The organism is Paenibacillus sp. PK4536 (genome assembly GCF_028594455.2).
GTDB classification, from domain to species: Bacteria; Bacillota; Bacilli; order Paenibacillales; family Paenibacillaceae; genus Saccharibacillus; species Saccharibacillus nuruki.
On the sequence record NZ_CP126313.1, the window covers coordinates 4,808,063 to 4,824,229 of the forward strand.

At 37.4% G+C, this 16,167-nt stretch carries 18 protein-coding genes; 5 read left to right on the plus strand and 13 right to left on the minus strand.

Annotated elements, in window-relative coordinates:
- Positions 1 to 314: 314 nt before the first annotated feature.
- Positions 315 to 947, minus strand: coding sequence for a restriction endonuclease (locus tag PO903_RS21250; protein WP_137220836.1), 633 nt, complete (start codon positions 945 to 947; stop codon positions 315 to 317).
- A gap of 266 nt (positions 948 to 1,213) precedes the next feature.
- On the minus strand, positions 1,214 to 1,747 hold the full coding sequence (locus PO903_RS21255) for an NAD(P)H-dependent oxidoreductase (RefSeq protein WP_273594490.1): 534 nt from the start codon (positions 1,745 to 1,747) through the stop codon (positions 1,214 to 1,216).
- 214 nt (positions 1,748 to 1,961) lie between these two features.
- Between PO903_RS21255 and PO903_RS21260 the strand changes: the two genes are divergently transcribed.
- A complete protein-coding gene (locus PO903_RS21260; protein ID WP_137220840.1) occupies positions 1,962 to 2,333 on the plus strand; it encodes a winged helix-turn-helix transcriptional regulator in 372 nt (123 codons plus the stop codon).
- A 125-nt stretch (positions 2,334 to 2,458) separates the two neighbouring features.
- Here PO903_RS21260 and PO903_RS21265 read toward each other — a convergent pair whose 3' ends face one another.
- Positions 2,459 to 4,237 (minus strand): acid phosphatase, encoded by a 1,779-nt coding sequence (locus PO903_RS21265; RefSeq protein ID WP_273594491.1) that lies wholly within the window; start codon positions 4,235 to 4,237, stop codon positions 2,459 to 2,461.
- A 188-nt stretch (positions 4,238 to 4,425) separates the two neighbouring features.
- On the opposite strand from PO903_RS21265, the gene PO903_RS21270 reads away from it, so the two are divergent.
- A complete protein-coding gene (locus PO903_RS21270; protein WP_273594492.1) occupies positions 4,426 to 5,316 on the plus strand; it encodes a sulfurtransferase in 891 nt (296 codons plus the stop codon).
- Between the two features lie 78 nt (positions 5,317 to 5,394).
- On the opposite strand, the gene PO903_RS21275 is transcribed toward PO903_RS21270, so the two are convergent.
- Both PO903_RS21275 and PO903_RS21280 read right to left on the minus strand, forming a co-directional pair.
- Positions 5,395 to 6,318, minus strand: coding sequence for a VanZ family protein (locus PO903_RS21275; RefSeq protein WP_273594493.1), 924 nt, complete (start codon positions 6,316 to 6,318; stop codon positions 5,395 to 5,397).
- A gap of 234 nt (positions 6,319 to 6,552) precedes the next feature.
- The gene (locus PO903_RS21280; protein ID WP_273594494.1) at positions 6,553 to 6,798 is read right to left on the minus strand and encodes a hypothetical protein; all 246 of its coding nucleotides are present in this window, start codon (positions 6,796 to 6,798) and stop codon (positions 6,553 to 6,555) included.
- A gap of 160 nt (positions 6,799 to 6,958) precedes the next feature.
- Between PO903_RS21280 and PO903_RS21285 the strand changes: the two genes are divergently transcribed.
- On the plus strand, positions 6,959 to 7,999 hold the full coding sequence (locus tag PO903_RS21285; protein ID WP_273594495.1) for an NAD(P)/FAD-dependent oxidoreductase: 1,041 nt from the start codon (positions 6,959 to 6,961) through the stop codon (positions 7,997 to 7,999).
- A gap of 96 nt (positions 8,000 to 8,095) precedes the next feature.
- Here PO903_RS21285 and PO903_RS21290 read toward each other — a convergent pair whose 3' ends face one another.
- Positions 8,096 to 8,497: a hypothetical protein gene (locus PO903_RS21290; protein ID WP_273594496.1), complete on the minus strand. Its 402-nt coding sequence runs from the start codon at positions 8,495 to 8,497 to the stop codon at positions 8,096 to 8,098.
- Between the two features lie 25 nt (positions 8,498 to 8,522).
- Positions 8,523 to 8,969 (minus strand): hypothetical protein, encoded by a 447-nt coding sequence (locus PO903_RS21295; protein ID WP_273594497.1) that lies wholly within the window; start codon positions 8,967 to 8,969, stop codon positions 8,523 to 8,525.
- Positions 8,970 to 9,280: 311 nt separating this feature from the next.
- On the opposite strand from PO903_RS21295, the gene PO903_RS21300 reads away from it, so the two are divergent.
- Positions 9,281 to 10,495 (plus strand): FAD-dependent monooxygenase, encoded by a 1,215-nt coding sequence (locus tag PO903_RS21300; RefSeq protein ID WP_273594498.1) that lies wholly within the window; start codon positions 9,281 to 9,283, stop codon positions 10,493 to 10,495.
- Positions 10,496 to 10,706: 211 nt separating this feature from the next.
- Here PO903_RS21300 and PO903_RS21305 read toward each other — a convergent pair whose 3' ends face one another.
- From PO903_RS21305 to PO903_RS21315, 3 genes are all read right to left on the minus strand, one after another.
- On the minus strand, positions 10,707 to 11,081 hold the full coding sequence (locus PO903_RS21305; protein ID WP_273594499.1) for a hypothetical protein: 375 nt from the start codon (positions 11,079 to 11,081) through the stop codon (positions 10,707 to 10,709).
- Positions 11,082 to 11,302: 221 nt separating this feature from the next.
- Entirely contained in the window at positions 11,303 to 11,947 is a 645-nt protein-coding gene (locus tag PO903_RS21310; protein WP_273594500.1) for a FusB/FusC family EF-G-binding protein, read from the minus strand.
- A gap of 275 nt (positions 11,948 to 12,222) precedes the next feature.
- On the minus strand, positions 12,223 to 12,750 hold the full coding sequence (locus PO903_RS21315; protein ID WP_273594501.1) for a DNA topology modulation protein: 528 nt from the start codon (positions 12,748 to 12,750) through the stop codon (positions 12,223 to 12,225).
- A 245-nt stretch (positions 12,751 to 12,995) separates the two neighbouring features.
- On the opposite strand from PO903_RS21315, the gene PO903_RS21320 reads away from it, so the two are divergent.
- Entirely contained in the window at positions 12,996 to 13,598 is a 603-nt protein-coding gene (locus tag PO903_RS21320) for a hypothetical protein (RefSeq protein WP_273594502.1), read from the plus strand.
- A 28-nt stretch (positions 13,599 to 13,626) separates the two neighbouring features.
- Here PO903_RS21320 and PO903_RS21325 read toward each other — a convergent pair whose 3' ends face one another.
- From PO903_RS21325 to PO903_RS21335, 3 genes are all read right to left on the minus strand, one after another.
- On the minus strand, positions 13,627 to 14,190 hold the full coding sequence (locus PO903_RS21325) for an ATP-binding protein (protein WP_273594503.1): 564 nt from the start codon (positions 14,188 to 14,190) through the stop codon (positions 13,627 to 13,629).
- A 195-nt stretch (positions 14,191 to 14,385) separates the two neighbouring features.
- Complete coding sequence (locus PO903_RS21330; protein WP_273594504.1) at positions 14,386 to 14,814, minus strand: oxidoreductase; 429 nt, start codon at positions 14,812 to 14,814, stop codon at positions 14,386 to 14,388.
- A 324-nt stretch (positions 14,815 to 15,138) separates the two neighbouring features.
- Positions 15,139 to 16,167, minus strand: a complete 1,029-nt coding sequence (locus PO903_RS21335; RefSeq protein ID WP_273594505.1) for an NAD(P)/FAD-dependent oxidoreductase — start codon at positions 16,165 to 16,167, stop codon at positions 15,139 to 15,141.

The following is a 16,167-nucleotide window of genomic DNA, read 5'->3' on the forward strand; positions in this document are numbered from 1 at the left end:
TTGATGGACTGCTAGGCAGTCGATATCTGTCCTTAAAGGCGAGCGCTTCGCTCTTTCAGCACGATTCTTTTCCCTCCGTTTGGTGGGGGTTGATCATTTTTAAAACCTTTAAGAATCTACAATCTATAATCTACAATCTATAATCTATAATTTATAATTTATAATTTATAATTTATTATTTAGAGTTTAGGGTTTATAAAATTACAAATACTATAAGAGTGTTGGGTTTTATTTCTTTAATGAGGTTTAAGGATATAAAGTGAATTAAAACGAATTAAAAAAAGGCTACTTCCTTATTAGGGAAGATAGCCTTTTTATCTACTTTTACGTGTGCGCTGAGATTGTCGTTGGTTTGTGCTTTGTTTCCACGGAGATAATAGAATCTGGGGTTCACTTTCGATGATGTTCATAGCTTCTTCGTGATCATTGGATTTGAAATCTTCAATCAGTTGAATCAGATCATTGCGATCTAGTAATGTGACGGCATTGACACCGGCAAGTGTTTCACAAGCTTTGGTAAAATAAGAAGATGTTAATACGATACACTTCTCTGCTTCATAATAACGCATGGATGAATAAATTTCCTGTACAGCACTCAAACCAATTTTATTATGTTCGGCATAGCATTTGGCTTGTAGTACATTACGTATTCCTTCTCGATCGGTAAAAACTAGATCTGCCCCAAAGTCGCCACTGCTTTGTGTTTTGTATGTATCTTCATATCCTAATTCAGTAAACAAGCGATATAAATATCGTTCAAATTCTGATCCTTCCATCTGGTCAATATCCTGCATAGTAATACGGTATGGATCAAGTTGTTGACGGCGTATTCTAGCTCTTCTGCGAGATATGCTTTTGATCGTGAGTATAATGATGAGTAGAATAACTACTGCAATCAGTGCGTAAATCCCGAGCGAATATTGGTCAAATATCTGGTTAATATTCATGATGTGTGACTCCTCTTATTTATCGTTATTCTGAGTGTAACAAAAAAAGACTTTAACCGAAATACCAACGTTACACTTGAACGTCTACGGCTAAAGCCTTTTATACAAGAAAAGATTTATAGATATAGGTAATCAATAGAAAGATTAGTAAAAGGAATTAATGAAAACAATCATTACAAGTAAACATGTCTTATGTGGTGAAAGGTCGTATTTCGATAAATCTACTTCTACTCAAGCTTATGTTTGATACGTTTTTTACGATTAGGTTAACTCTGATACTCAACAATATAGTCAATATACTTTTTAGCACTTTGATCAATTTGTTGGTCTGTTGCTTGAAAAGATGCCCCAAACATAGCGAAGTGTGGCAATGCTATCGCTCCTACATGCTGCATACTTGCTTGGAACGGACTGATTAGTTGTTCTACTGTAAAAGTAACCGAACCTTCTGGATCATAATTTTCCTGCTTATCTCCAATAGACATCGCTAAGCCTATCTTTTTCCCTTTCAGCTTATCCCCTGCTGATCCGTATGCCCATCCATATGAGAAGACATCATCGAACCACTTCTTCAGTAAAGGCGGATAGCTATACCAGTAGAATGGAAATTGTAAAATAATATGATCATGAGCTTCCAGTAATTGTTGTTCCTGAGCCACATTAATATTCCAATCTGGATATGCTTGATATAAATGATGAATCGTCACTTGATCCGGGTGTTGAAGTAATTCCTGATGCCAGCGTTTATTCACTTTGGATGTTGCAAGATTCGGGTGTGCTAAAATAATCAATGTTTTCATACGATATAATTTCCTTTCGTGATGTGAGAATATTGCCATTATGATATAGCTTGACCCAAAAGAAAATACACACAATAAAGTCATGTACTTACTTTAAAGTGTGTATAGACTTTATCTACGATCTGATGTAACAATAAAGAATCAAGCTTATGATCGATAGGCTTATATAGCTCAATAACTACAAGCAAATGAGCTCAAACGGAGGAAATGAAGAATGAAACAATATCATCTAGGCATAGAAGCCACCCTTGAAATTATCGGCGGAAAATGGAAAGCGTTGATCATCTGTTTGTTAATGGCATCGGATGCAATGCGTACTAGTGAATTGCAACGTAATATTCAAGGTATTTCGCAAAAAGTACTGATTCAGCAATTACGTGAACTTGAACAAGATGGCTTAGTAAGTCGATACGTCTATCAGCAAATGCCTCCTAAAGTTGAATACTCTTTAACAGCATACGGCAGAACAGCCAATGCTATTGTCGAAGTGATGTGTGCATGGGGCACAGAAAATATTAGTCTTCGTCAGCAACAAGGAGAAGACATTGAACTATTAGATCATGAAGTAAAGCGAAATGTTAAATAGGATATATGAGCATCGACTTCAATATAAGAATGACTTGCACCATAAGAGGTAAAATGCAAAAAAGTATAAAGAAAAAGCCATCTATAAGATGGCTTCACTTTTAGCAATATATGCACGATAGCAGATTATTTTTTACTCACTTTTAATTTCACACTGGTATTACTGTAGATCGCTTTGATGCTGTAACCTTTAGGTAATCCTGTTGTTGTCATCGACGAGAATTGTCCATGTTGTACAGATTTCTTATTGATCACAATCTTCATACCGTTAGCAGGCATATAGTTATTAGTAAAGTTCAATTGTAGCTTACCGTTATAACTAGCTTTTCCTTTGATTTTCAAAAGATCGGCTTTGCTCCCGATATTTAGTTCCAGTGTACCTTTAGGTGTTTGTTTGAAATCACCATCAATCGTCCACATGCCAGCTGTTTGTTCAGCAAGTGTACCGCCTTGGTTGGTGACATTTCCACGTCCAAATGCTGTCGCTGTTGTTCCTTCGAGTGTGCCTTGCATAACCGTTGTATTTCCACTGAATGTATTTTTACCTTCTAGATAAAGAGTACCTGTTCCTTTTTTGATCAGACCGCCTTTACCTGCGATAGCATTACGCCAGTGATCTTCCTGATTGAATCCACCTTTGTAAGCATCCATCGTTACCGTAACATTACTCATAAATGCGCCATAACCATCCGCTGCGGCAAATAAATTCAAACGTCCCCATCCTTCAGCATCATCCAATACAGGATAACCAGATGGAATCCCTGTTGTTGCTAATACGGCTCGGCGCTGGTTATCACTTAGATACGGTTGACGCGTTTCTAATAATACCTCTGCCCCTTTAGGTACAGCGATCGGTTGGTTTTTGGCATACACTTGCGGGAATTGGTACGTTAAGCGCTCGGTATACATTTTTTTATTGGCTTTGTAATCACTAAAGCGATCTGGCGCTGTTCCTGTTTGCGTCATTAATACTTTTTGCGCTTGTTGGTATGCTTGTTTCTTCAATTCTTTATTTGCTGGATCATTCAAAATAGCCGCCGACAAAGCCGTTGCCATCACACGTCCACCCATTACATCAAATGGAGAATGCATTCCTGCAACAATTCGGTTGTTACCAAGTTCAGAAGCACGAGTCAGTAACTCCTGATAACGTTCAGGCATAGCATAAGCCATTGCAAAAGCACTTAAATAGGCTGCATTGGTATGCCCACTCGGGAAGCCTCCATCTGAGGTTGGATCAGACTTAATCTGTGGCACTAATGTTGGTATCACAATCGCTGGTGAATCCCAACGGAAAGGACGTTTGTAATTAAAAAAGCTTTTCGCTGGATTCGTAGATGAATAATCACCACGTAACTTGTTCACCAGACTTACAACACTACCCAAGCTAGAGTTCGGATCACCTGCATTGTTGCCTCCATCATCATACTTTTGCGTTGTCGCATCTGCGGGAACATCTGTAATTGTGGTCGTTGCGCCTGCATCTTTACGATATACATCTGTAAGCGAACCTAGACCTTCGATCACACTGTAACTCTGGTTACGACGATCATCCAGATAAGCCGCTTGAGCTTGACTGGCTGTACGTTTTTTCGCTATGTCGATGACCATCTGAATATTCTGGTCTAAGATTTTAGCATTTACGGCTGTACCTGAATCCCAAGTAGCACCCGGTGTCCATAACTTTTCAAATCCAGATAATACACCAATAGCCGGATTAGATGTTGCAGACATATTGTCTTTCGTATTGTTTTTGTAATTGTCTACAAAATAACCCCATGCTGGCTTCACTGGTGTCAATGCATCTTTCGCTTCTGCTGCATACGAAGAATGTCCACCGACCGTACCTGCCAATACCGATAACGTCAGGGATAATCCTAGCATTTTAAATTTAGATAATTTCATAATAATGTAAATCCTCCTCAACAATTGTGCATCTATGTACTTTCCACATCTTACGGTAATTTTGTTAACGCTATGTTTGTTATTTATATTAAGTTTGTTAAACGTCTTTACGAATTCCAAATAGATACCTGCTGCAATATCATGTACACTATACAAAAAGATATTATTTATAAAAGGAGATACATATAATGCAAAATATAGTATCAATGAAATGGTTACTTGCTCGCTTGTACGAACCTGATATCGTCACTGTAGATTGTCGCTTCTGGTTAAATGACAAACCTGCGGGTGCGGCGGCTTATGAAGCAGAACATATACCGGGTGCGGTCTATCTCGATCTGGAAAAAGATTTATCGGCTCCAGTAACAGCACATGGTGGTCGTCATCCATTACCTGATGTCGATCAATTAGCACTTACACTTGGCAAAGCAGGAATCAATCCAAATAGTCGTGTCGTGATCTATGATGATAACAAAGGAATCAATGCCGCCAGATTATGGTGGATGCTTCACTATGTAGGGCATCAGCAAGTGTATGTATTGAACGAAGGATTTACCACTTGGAAAAATGCGAAGTATCCTGTGACTAGCGATCAACCTGTTGTGATTCCAACCACATTTGTCGCAACTGTACAGCCTGATATGTTAGCAGATATCGAAGAAGTTCGTCAGGTGTCTCAAGCTTATGGTTCTACAGATACGACTCCTTCTGTCCAGACTCAAGATCCTATTTCTTTGCCTGTACTGATCGATTCTCGTGAAAACAAACGGTATCTGGGACTTGAAGAACCGATCGATCCCAAAGCGGGACATATTCCAGGAGCGGTGAATTATTTCTGGTTAGATACTCGTCATGATGAAGAAGATCGGTATGACGATGTAGAGCAGTTGGAAAAGCATTTTGCAGGATTGGATAAAGAGCAGTCGATTATTGTGTATTGTGGTTCTGGAGTGTCGGCTTGTCCGAATGTGTTGGCGCTGAAAGAGGCTGGGTATAAGAATGTGAAGTTGTATAGTGGAAGTTGGAGTGACTGGATTAGTTATAAGGAGAATCCGGTGGCGACTGGAGAAGATATATAACATTTAAAAAATTCAAAAAGGAGCGACTCCAAGTCTAGATTAAGACTTAGAATCGCTCCTTTTTCTATTCGATTGATCTTATTCCCACAAATGCTTCATCTCTCGATATCCAATATCCCATGCCTTTTCGTTTCCTTCTAACGTAATCGTAAGCACGTCGGCTTGTTCGAAATACCACTCGAATATCTCAGGCTTATGCTTTTGATATTCAGAGGAATAGGATAAGATTTGCCGTCCGTCTACAGACACACTTATACTTCCTTGGAAATCGGTTTGGTCTGGAATTCCATATTGCAAATAAAAATAAAATTCTTTGTCATTAAACTTGTAACTATATGTTTCTGATTTCTTACCGTTAGTGTCATATACATTGAATTGAGGAGTGATTTCTTGTCCACCTATTTTGAAGGGGAGCGATTTCGTCTTTTTCGATGTGACTCCACTGCTGTTTTCCCATTCGTTTAAAGCAACAAATGATCCCGGATTTTTAGCAACCGCTTTATCGATTCCAGCACCAATTCCCCATGTTACGATCAATAGCAAAGCCATAGAAATGCCCATAGAGATAACGCTTCGTCGAACGTTTTTAGCACGGATTCCAATGCTGTAAGCTGCGAACCCGATCACTGCGCCAGTTGAGTTTTTCAAAACATCGCCCATATCGAAGCTTCCAAGTAAAGTCAAAGCCTGTATCGTTTCAAGCACAAGGATAGAAAATATAAACAAGATAATGAATCGAATAAATTTTATCGAATACAATAATGGAATTAAAATGCCAAAAGGAATAAAAGCCGCCATATTTCCTAGACTCACCATATCCATTAGTGTCGGATGCAAAAAGTCTAATGGATTAGGTAATTTCAAAAAATTATCGGGTACAAAGATAAATGTATAACTATCGGATTCAGAATCGCTTCTGCCGAACGCAAAAAACATAAAATAAAAAATAAAGAGCGTATACAGTAGTGTTATGGTGAGAATAAGTTTGCGTCTTTTTAACATTGTCGGCTCCTTTAGAAAGAACTTTTTTAATACTCTGTATAAAAGACGGACTCTTGTTTCCTTTTGTATCCATTTCTTAGGAGTCTAATATTGAACAAGTCATCAAAATCAGAAAAAGCTTTGTAAAATAGCAAAAAGAGATTGATCCTACACCGCGATCAATCCCTTACATATTCATTGTCCATTATTGTGGTTATCGATTCAGATGAGTATACGTACGGAGCTACGAAGGATTCAGTTACTCCACTGTTTATATCCCAAAACGGCAAGATTCGGATTCATACTTGAAATAAAAATTCGAAATTTTTTGTAATCATTTCGTGGTAATGTCATATGTTGCTTTTGGACTTTGGAACTTGGTTGAAACGTAGTTACAAATACAGATTCCCAACCTTTAGCTGTTTCTGTTTCCAGACTGAATACTACTATTTCTTTATTTTGACCTGAAAATGGAAATGCAGTAAATTGCACATCTGTCATTCCTTCTGCTTCTTTTAATCACAGCCTAAGGGATACTGGCTTATAAGAAAGAATAGATTTTATAGTTGGAACATGATTTGAAAGAAGCTAGGTATTGGATGGTCATAACGCCCGATGAATATGGCTTATGCTACAATGGAGGGCAAAGGAGGCGTTATTATTGAATAAACCGAAAATCGTCATTATTGGCGCAGGGATTGTAGGAGCTTCTATGGCATACCATCTCGCCAAACGGAATCAAGATGTAATCGTGATTGAACAGCATTCAGCCGCAGCACAAGAAGTGACAGAAAAATCTTTTGCTTGGATACATACGACTCATGAAGTGGCTCCCCCATACCAGCATTTATATGATTTGGCTTTGGAAGAATATCATACACTTCAGCAAGAACTGCCAGAACTGAATATCCATTGGAACGGAGCTTTGACTTGGGACATTTCGTCACCTGTTAAACAGCATCGCTTTCAAAAATTAAATCGTACGCAACTTATGGAACTAGAACCGAATTTAGAAGAATATCCCGATGAAGCGTTTTTTGCTAGTGAAGAAGGAGCAGTTAATCCTATAGAAATAACCAAACTCTTACTGGGCAAAGCGCAAGAATATGGAGCAAAAGTTCTATTAAGCACACGGGTGACCGGGCTAGAAAAAGACGCATCCCAACTGATCGGTGTTCACACGTCCAATGGTTTTGTAGAGTCAGATATCGTTGTATTGGCAGCAGGTACAAGCATTCTTGAACTGTGTAGCCCATTAGAAATTCATGTACCCGTAACATCGTCACCTTCTATTCTGATTCAGATGAAAACATCCCATAAATATATCCATACATTGATTTCGAATGCGAAATTTGAAGCACGTCAACTGACAGATCATATCCTATTAGCTGCTGAAGATTATATCGACGATTCATTAGAAAATGGGCCTGAGGCAGTTGGTAAGCGAGCGTTCGATACGCTGCGTCATAGCCTCAAAGATGGGGATCAAATAGAATTAGAAAGCATAAAAGTTGGGTTGAGACCCATGCCTGAAGACGGTTATCCGATCGTAGGCTTTGATAACCGCATAAAAGGTCTTTATCTAGCATCAATGCATGCTGCGATTACGCTAGCACCTCTTATTGCGCGTTTGGCTGCAAATGAAATTATCAATCAGCAATCTGAAAGCAAATTAGCTCCTTGTCGACTTTCCAGATTTTGAAAATGCTTTTTGAAGGAGCTCTCATGATGAGGAAAATTAGAAATAAGTAAAAAAGCTCGCATATAACTCAAAAATCCCTTGCAGACTCTACGGTGATCAGCAAAGAAATTTCATTTTAATATACTTACTTCCCAAACCCCAATAATCACGGTTATATTCTTCAGGGTATTGTATAAGATGTGTTGAACGTTGTATCCAAGCTTTTAACTTTTTAGCCTTTGCAGTCTTATCTACTTTATTTAGTAATATAGAAAGTTTTTGTATCTCTTCTACCTTTGCACCTCTAATAACATCTCCAGTAAAAACATAAAGACTACTCAGAAAAAAGCGATCACGATTACATGTCTCATCGTCAATAAAAGTACAAATCATAGGTATATGATCAAAACTATTGACTGCTAATTCCCAGTCTTGCTCTGGAATACTCTCTTTACTATAAGCCCAACTTCTAATTTCTTCAGAAGTTGGATTCCAAGCATGACTCGAATCTCTAAACAAAAATATCATCTCCTTATGTATACTATTATTCTAAAGCTCTACTGGCATCTGTTAATTCATCTTGAGCTTCTAAATATCGTAGTGTTTTTTCAATAGCTTCATAATTTATTTCTTTCAATATAAGTAAATGCCTGATATTAAAACCTAAACGGTACATTTGCTTTTCAAAATAATCTGCAAGTTTAGAAGGAGTGGTGATCAGACACCATCGCTTACTACCATCCGAAAACATAAGATCAACTTCTATAAAATCTAATTCTGCTGGATTATCTTCTACTTTCCATTCTTTCAAATAGGGCAATGTGATATTCCCCTCTATAAAATAAGCTTTAGCTATCCAAACTAATCTGCCATGATTACCAGTTATTCTATACTTATCATCACTCTCATTATTGACAATATACTGATTACCTCTTTTAAGCGCATGCTCATATACACCTACACTACAGCAAGTTACGATTGATTTGGCCATTACTAGATTCACTTCCATCCTTGATTCAGTATTTTAGTTATCCAGATACTTTAGAACATTATCAAGCAGTTTGTTTGATTAAGAAGATACGGTAGACTTCAATAATTTCAAGAATATTTGCTAATCATTTTACAATAAACCAACCTATATATCTTATCCACAGTTTCAATTTCTAATCACAGAGGGTAAGGAACATCTAACTGCATCTCTCCACTTTATATCAAGGGTGAGTTGTGGTTTTTTTATGATTGTCTTTAATGACTCCAACGTTATTCATAATGGCGTATTTACACGTCGAGAGGAGCAACATCATGACGGTTCAAAAAGCACTGATTTCAGGTGCGAGTATTGCTGGACTTAGTACAGCATTCTGGTTGAACAAAGCTGGTTGGGAAGTTACGGTTATTGAGCGTGCTAGTACTTTTCGTGATGGTGGGCAAAATGTTGATGTGCGTGGGATTGCACGCGAAGTTCTTCAAATGATGGGCTTAGAAGATCAAGTGCGCAACCAAACGACGACTGAAGAAGGAACCGCATTTGTAAATGAAAAAGGACAAACTGTTGGTGCTTTTCCGGTAGAAGATTCAGATGGACTGACTGCTGAATTGGAAATCTTACGTGGCGACTTGGCACGTATTGTTTTGGATGCATTACCAGCGCAAGTTCAGGTTCGTTATGGTGACTGGATTGAACACATTGTAGATCACCAAGAACATGTTGAGATCGATCTGCATTCAGGCAAAACAGAAATATACGATTTACTTATTATCGCTGAAGGGGTACGATCCAGAACACGGGATAAAGTGTTTGGAGATCGTGTATCTAGACGTGAATTGGGTCTGAACATAGCATACGGTACGATTGAACGACAAGCTGGAGATGACCGATGGTGGCGTTGGTATACAGCTACAGGCGGTCGTCAAATTTCACTTCGTCCTGATAATCAGGGAACGATACGTGCGATGCTCGCCTTTAAAGATCGTGATCGTAATCTGGCAGCTATTCCTTCGGAACAGGCTCGTACAGAATTGAGTAAGGTTTTTGCAGGCGCAGGATGGGAAGATTCTCGTGTGATTGACGGATTTGCTACATCACAAGATGTTTACTTTGATTACCTTACTCAAATTATGATGTCTACATGGTCAGAAGGCAGAGTATGTGTTACCGGCGATGCAGCATGGTGTGTCACTCCTATCGGTGGAGGTGGATCGTCACTCGCATTGATTGGCGGATATGTTCTGGCGGCATTTCTATCACAACCTGAATCTAATGAAGCAGGAGGCATACCTATTTGTCTCAAAAAGTATGAGCAATGGATGCGTCCGATTATAGATAAAGCGCAACATTTACCTCCAGGTGCTCCAAATTTCTTTTATCCGCAAACCAAAATCGGCGTTGGCACGATGCAGACATTTATACGGATCGCTAGCTTTGGCCCATTCCGCAAGCTTGCTGCCCGTATCGGTCATGTGGCTCGTACCCAGCAACAACTGCCTGATATCAGGCTTGTACAGACTACAACATAAGTAATCTTATCCACGAATTGATATACACATAGAAATAGTAATTAGCCGTCTGCTCACATGTTCTTATCCTTCTTTATATACAGGTTGTCCTCCTATAAAAGATATAGAAAGTTGCTGTCTTTCCAATACATTATAGGAGGAGAATGTTGTATGCAATCAGTGTTTTGGGCATAACTATTGAAATACTCTAAGATCACGTATTTTCTCCTTTTTAGTCATATCTTCTTAAAATTTCTTCTTTCGATACTCCGATTATCTCTGCAATGATTTGAGGATCTATTTTTAATTCTATCATTCTCCTCATCAAATCAGCTCTTTCTTTCCATATTCCAAATGCTTTCCCATTTATAAATCCATCGTCTCTGGCTTCTTCAATATCTTTTGAAACATCCATATACTCACTAGTTAACTCGCCACACCAAGAAGATTGCTCTGAATCATACATAATTTTCGCTTCTACCTGAATATCCTCAGCATATAAAATGACTTTTTCTCCATCGACAAGCTCAAAATAATCCATATCGAAATCAGGAATTCTTATTCGATATGGATTAGGATTATTAAAATCTGTGCATATTTTTTTCATATCATTCTCCTCTTTCTATGAAGTATTTGACAATACATTGTCTTCGAACTAACTTATTCTCAATTATATTTAATATTTCCTTCTAAAATTTATTTGTTTTAGTTTTGAGTTAGATAGTTTTTATGTACTTCGATCTTATTATTTATTAATATCAATAATCTCTGTTTACTAACATTATAAAAAAAAGCCGCTCCTAAGAGCGACCTTTTCTGGTATTAATATTATTTTCCTACCGAAGAAATAAACTTCTCCAACGGAGCAGTATCTGCAATACTATGGTTGCACTCTTCATGATCGATACAAATATACTGACCTACAGAAGCTATATTATCCGGCGATCCACTCGCTTTGATTTTCACATTGAAAAATCCAAGTTCACGATGTCGATTACAGAACATACAAAACCCTTTTTTATTCATCGAAGTTATCTGTCCCTCAATACCGACCAACCGATCTTGATGCGGATAAACAATATATAGACGATTTGTCGCAATATCTGTCCATCTCAGATATGTTGTATGTGTATAATCGATTACTTCTAGATTAGGTGTTTTGAGCTTTTTCGCTTTTGGGAAAAGCTTCTGAATCTGCTTGAGCGACACTTTTGGAAATGGAATCACATACGCATCCAGTTGTTCTAAATACTTTTCCAGATCATGAGTCGCTTCATAGGTAGATAGCTGTTCCAAAAGACTTTTTTGCTCTGCGGTCAAGTCGTCAAAAGCTTCTATAACGTTCATAACAGCAGTTTCTCTAACGGTTGCTAATACTTTACGATCGGCAACACTTCGCATTGTTTTTAAAAGAAAATCTGCTTGTTTTTTGATTACATTCAATTGATAATTTTGGATAAATGGTGTTTGCATTGCTTTCAGCCCCTTATTATTATTCATCAAATCATAAGGTGCAAAGCCTACGTATACCAAAATACGTTACAACATGGGCGATATCCTTTGTTCTTATCGCGCCCTACACAAAGAAATGCGCCCCGTTTAGGCTTTGCGTAAGGCCTTTGTAGTGAACGAGCAATCTAGCACTGCTACCAACATTGCCACGGTATGACCCCCAATTCAGTAGTATATCCAAATTATAACAGGGAAATGCTAAGAAGGAAAATCAACTTATATTCCAGATTCTGTGGTTATAACAGATCATTCTTATCATTTTGCAATTGCTTTATAAATTGTTGTAACTGCTTCGGATGACGTATAATAATAACTTTTTTATGTTTTTCAACCTGTTCTAGCTTTTCTAACGTTCTCACACGATTTCTTTTTTTATAATTCCATACCCATTTGATAAATTCGATATCGATTTTTTCCGGGCAATCTTCGTTAAGATCAGGTCTTGTTTTGCCATGATACTGTACTCTTCGCTTCATGATCCGATACATACACAACCATCTAGGCATATCCAAAAAGATAATGATATCAGCTCTCTTAATCCGTATATCTAATGTTCTGGAGTAATTACCGTCTATAATCCAACGATCTGTTAACGCAAAATCTTCTACTTTCCGATCCCATTCTGTAGACTCTGTCGCTTGCCAGTTAGCTTTCCAATAATAACGATCCAAATGAATAACAGGTAATTGCCATGCCTGATGAAGCTGTTGTGAAAGAGTCGATTTTCCTGAACCTGAACAACCTATCACCATCACCCGATCCATCAATTTCACCTCTTTTTTATTCCATACATTGTATTATTTCGCTTATATCTAACTCCATAGATGTAGATATATAAAACTTATATCATTTATTCAATTTTTATTTAAAATTAGTTCTTTTATACTATTTTTTATTGCTGTATTCCTAATCCTTTGATAGTATAGATAAGAATTTGGTTATATTTAACTATTTCACTCTATTAAATACTAATTACATTAATATAAAAAATGATAGGATGTGCGAAATCATGTTATTTAAAAAGTTAGTATTACCTGCTACTGTTATTATTCTCCTTTGTGGCTGTGTTCACCAACAAGAAGATGTACAAGTTACTAACTCAAGTACGGATTCTACATCAACTACTGAGAGCACAACTAAAACACTAGACACAAATAAGCAACAAAATACAATAGAAACCACTTTGTCTAAACAGCAAAAAGAAGATATTAAAAAATATCTGATAACTTATACGCAAGGTATACAGTATATAGGTCAACAAATGCAAGAAGTTGCTACACCTGCTAATATATCTGAAGAAATGACTGAAGATGAGATACTGGCTAATATTCAACCTTATTCAGACAATATTGAGAAAAAATTATCCGCTCTTTCATTAATCACTACACCTCAAATCAAGGACACTGATTTGCAAGCTGATGTTATAGCTCTTCGCGATCATGTACTGGTTATAGGTTATACAGGTAAACAAATTATAGATAATCTAAAACGCTACTTAAAAACTGGAGATGAAGCTATTTATAATGACACTATCAAAATGTATGAACAAATGGCTGCTAATCAACAAGAATTTATGGAGCAGGCTAAGGACTTAGGAGATCAACTGAACTAGTCTTAATAGGCTACCTTAACTAGACAGCCTATTTTAGTTTAAACTTTTCTATAATCATGTCTGCCACCGTATCTGCTGATAGATGAGTATTATTGATCCGTAAATAATGTTGCTTTTGTATCTCATCCGGTAATGAGTTGAGTCGATACAGTTTATTTGTTTCAATCAGCTCATTTTCAGACCATTCGGTATTTCGTTTGGTTGGTTTATGTATTAGTCTATTCTCGGTCTTATTTCGCACCTTACGTTCTTCAAGATCTGCTTCAAGTTCCACATAATATACTTCAGCACCCCTAGATCGAAATAGATCAGAAATGTTCTCTATATAATCCCAATCACTTTGCAGATCAAACGCCCATACATAGGTGAAAATCAGTCCATCCAGATTACTTTTGGATATTTCTTCAAATATCTCTTGTCGGATGACCTGTACCAACCGCTTGCCAGCAGGCGTACCGTAATCGAAAAAGTTAGACACCAAATCAATCGACATATGATTATGAAATAATTTAAAGTTCGTTTTAGCTACAAGACTCTGACCGACTGTCATTTTCCCCACTGCTTGCGGACCAAATAAAATTATAAATTTCATAGAAACTCTCCTATTCTTTAGACTTCACTATTACACAGCACACACCCATGACAGGTTAAATAAACATCATGCTTTTCGCATTTTGGATATCCTATTGGAATCGTAGGTCGATTATCACCTTCTTCAATTTCTGTCCATTCTATGTAACTTTCCATATTCACATGTTCCTGAGTAAATACTTCTATCATTATATTGTTATTTAGTCTTACTTATTAATTTCTGATATTGTTCCCATTCAAAATAAAAGGGTCCTATAGGTATAGTTTTATTATCAGGCTCTAGTTTAAAATCTCTCCATATGATCATGTCTGCTTCTCTTTCTATGAGAACAGATATAAAACCACATTCTTCATCCCCGCACAAAGGACAGACCAATATCGGATATCTATAATATAGATAAGGATGCATCTGTTTGAGTAACAAATAATCTAATATTTGTTTTTGATGCTCTTTCCCACCCCATCCTAACACAGGAACCATATCATATTTTTTCAGCATGTTATAAAGAGATTTACCATCGATGACAAAATCAATAAATTCTGTATTTTTATTTCCATCTTTTTGAGGATCGAACTCATCGTATCTCTGTGTAGGATTTAATTGTAAATGATTTATGTTATGCATATATTCTCCTTATTATGTATTTCTTTATTGAGTATATCAGTCCTTTTATCATTTTCAACATGCTGTTTGTGCACAAATAAGATATAAGGATTCTTTTCTATCCATTCATTCGATCTCGACTCTATTAAGAAATTAATATTCACTTTTTTTACTCACTAAAAAACGAGCTAATCTATAGTCGTTACAGATTAGCTCGTTTATTTTCTTCTATTTCTAATTAGCTTATAATTACTTAGATTATTGTTCTATGCTATTTTGGGTCTATCGTTATTGGGTATACTCACTTCTTCATCCATCATCACACTGTAATTGCTACGCGCTAACTTACGAACTTACATTTTTATTTTTTTCATAAAAACGTGTATTGTGAGAAGAGACTCCTGCCATATGAGAAGCATCCGGTTCTAGATACAATTTGGCTGCATTTACTGCAAGCACAGCATCGTTAAATGCGCCTGCGATCAGTCTCACTTTGCTTCCATACGTGATACAATCTCCTGCACCAAACACGCCTTGAATGTTGGTACGCATACGTGGATCTACCGACACACCGTAATCTTCCCGCTCTAGACCCCATTCCATCAGATTACCAAAGTTACGATCGTATCCGTGATTGACGATGACTTCATCGACTTCAATATGTTGTCGCTCATCCGTATGCATATGCGCAATTTCCACACTATCTATTTTATCTTGTGCACCATGTAGATGATCTATACGATAAGGTGTGCATACCTTAGCAAAAGATTTCATTTGTGCAACAGGTTGTTCATGTCCTCCAAATTCATCTCGTCGATGCACAACAGTGACTTCTTTGGCTAACCCTGCGAATTCATTTGCCCAATCGACTGCTGAATCTCCACCACCAGAGATCAGTACGCGTTTACCCGCAAATCGAGAAAGATCGGTTACTGTATAGTGTAGATTGGTCAGCTCATATTGATTGGCGCCTTGAATATCTAGCTTCTGAATCTGAGTCATCCCTCTACCAATACACAACACAATAGTCCGTGTATAATGACGTTCACCTGTTTTGGAAGTAAGCATGAGTACTCCATCTTCAAGCCGTTCCAAGTGAGCCACTTCCTGACCAAATACAATAGTGGGTTCAAATGTTTTGGCTTGTCTTTCAAGCGAATCAATAATGTTCTCGCAACGAGTTGGATCAATGCCGCCTACATCCCATACTAATTTTTCAGGATAGGTACGCATAAAGCCACCGAGTTCATGTTTGGCTTCGATAATCTTAGTACGCATTGCTCGCATTCCACTATAGAAAGAAGCATACATCCCCGCAGGGCCGCCGCCAATGATGGTGATATCATAAATATCAAACTGTTCGATAGGATTCAT

Bases quoted from the DNA above. Each gene is read 5' to 3' on its own strand.
- PO903_RS21250 (WP_137220836.1), bottom strand. From the start codon at position 947: ATGAATATTAACCAGATATTTGACCAATATTCGCTCGGGATTTACGCA.
- PO903_RS21255 (WP_273594490.1), bottom strand. From the start codon at position 1,747: ATGAAAACATTGATTATTTTAGCACACCCGAATCTTGCAACATCCAAA.
- PO903_RS21260 (WP_137220840.1), top strand. From the start codon at position 1,962: ATGAAACAATATCATCTAGGCATAGAAGCCACCCTTGAAATTATCGGC.
- PO903_RS21265 (WP_273594491.1), bottom strand. From the start codon at position 4,237: ATGAAATTATCTAAATTTAAAATGCTAGGATTATCCCTGACGTTATCG.
- PO903_RS21270 (WP_273594492.1), top strand. From the start codon at position 4,426: ATGCAAAATATAGTATCAATGAAATGGTTACTTGCTCGCTTGTACGAA.
- PO903_RS21275 (WP_273594493.1), bottom strand. From the start codon at position 6,318: ATGTTAAAAAGACGCAAACTTATTCTCACCATAACACTACTGTATACG.
- PO903_RS21280 (WP_273594494.1), bottom strand. From the start codon at position 6,798: ATGACAGATGTGCAATTTACTGCATTTCCATTTTCAGGTCAAAATAAA.
- PO903_RS21295 (WP_273594497.1), bottom strand. From the start codon at position 8,969: ATGGCCAAATCAATCGTAACTTGCTGTAGTGTAGGTGTATATGAGCAT.
- PO903_RS21300 (WP_273594498.1), top strand. From the start codon at position 9,281: ATGACGGTTCAAAAAGCACTGATTTCAGGTGCGAGTATTGCTGGACTT.
- PO903_RS21305 (WP_273594499.1), bottom strand. From the start codon at position 11,081: ATGAAAAAAATATGCACAGATTTTAATAATCCTAATCCATATCGAATA.
- PO903_RS21310 (WP_273594500.1), bottom strand. From the start codon at position 11,947: ATGCAAACACCATTTATCCAAAATTATCAATTGAATGTAATCAAAAAA.
- PO903_RS21315 (WP_273594501.1), bottom strand. From the start codon at position 12,750: ATGGATCGGGTGATGGTGATAGGTTGTTCAGGTTCAGGAAAATCGACT.
- PO903_RS21320 (WP_273594502.1), top strand. From the start codon at position 12,996: ATGTTATTTAAAAAGTTAGTATTACCTGCTACTGTTATTATTCTCCTT.
- PO903_RS21325 (WP_273594503.1), bottom strand. From the start codon at position 14,190: ATGAAATTTATAATTTTATTTGGTCCGCAAGCAGTGGGGAAAATGACA.
- PO903_RS21330 (WP_273594504.1), bottom strand. From the start codon at position 14,814: ATGCATAACATAAATCATTTACAATTAAATCCTACACAGAGATACGAT.
- PO903_RS21335 (WP_273594505.1), bottom strand. From the start codon at position 16,167: ATGAATCCTATCGAACAGTTTGATATTTATGATATCACCATCATTGGC.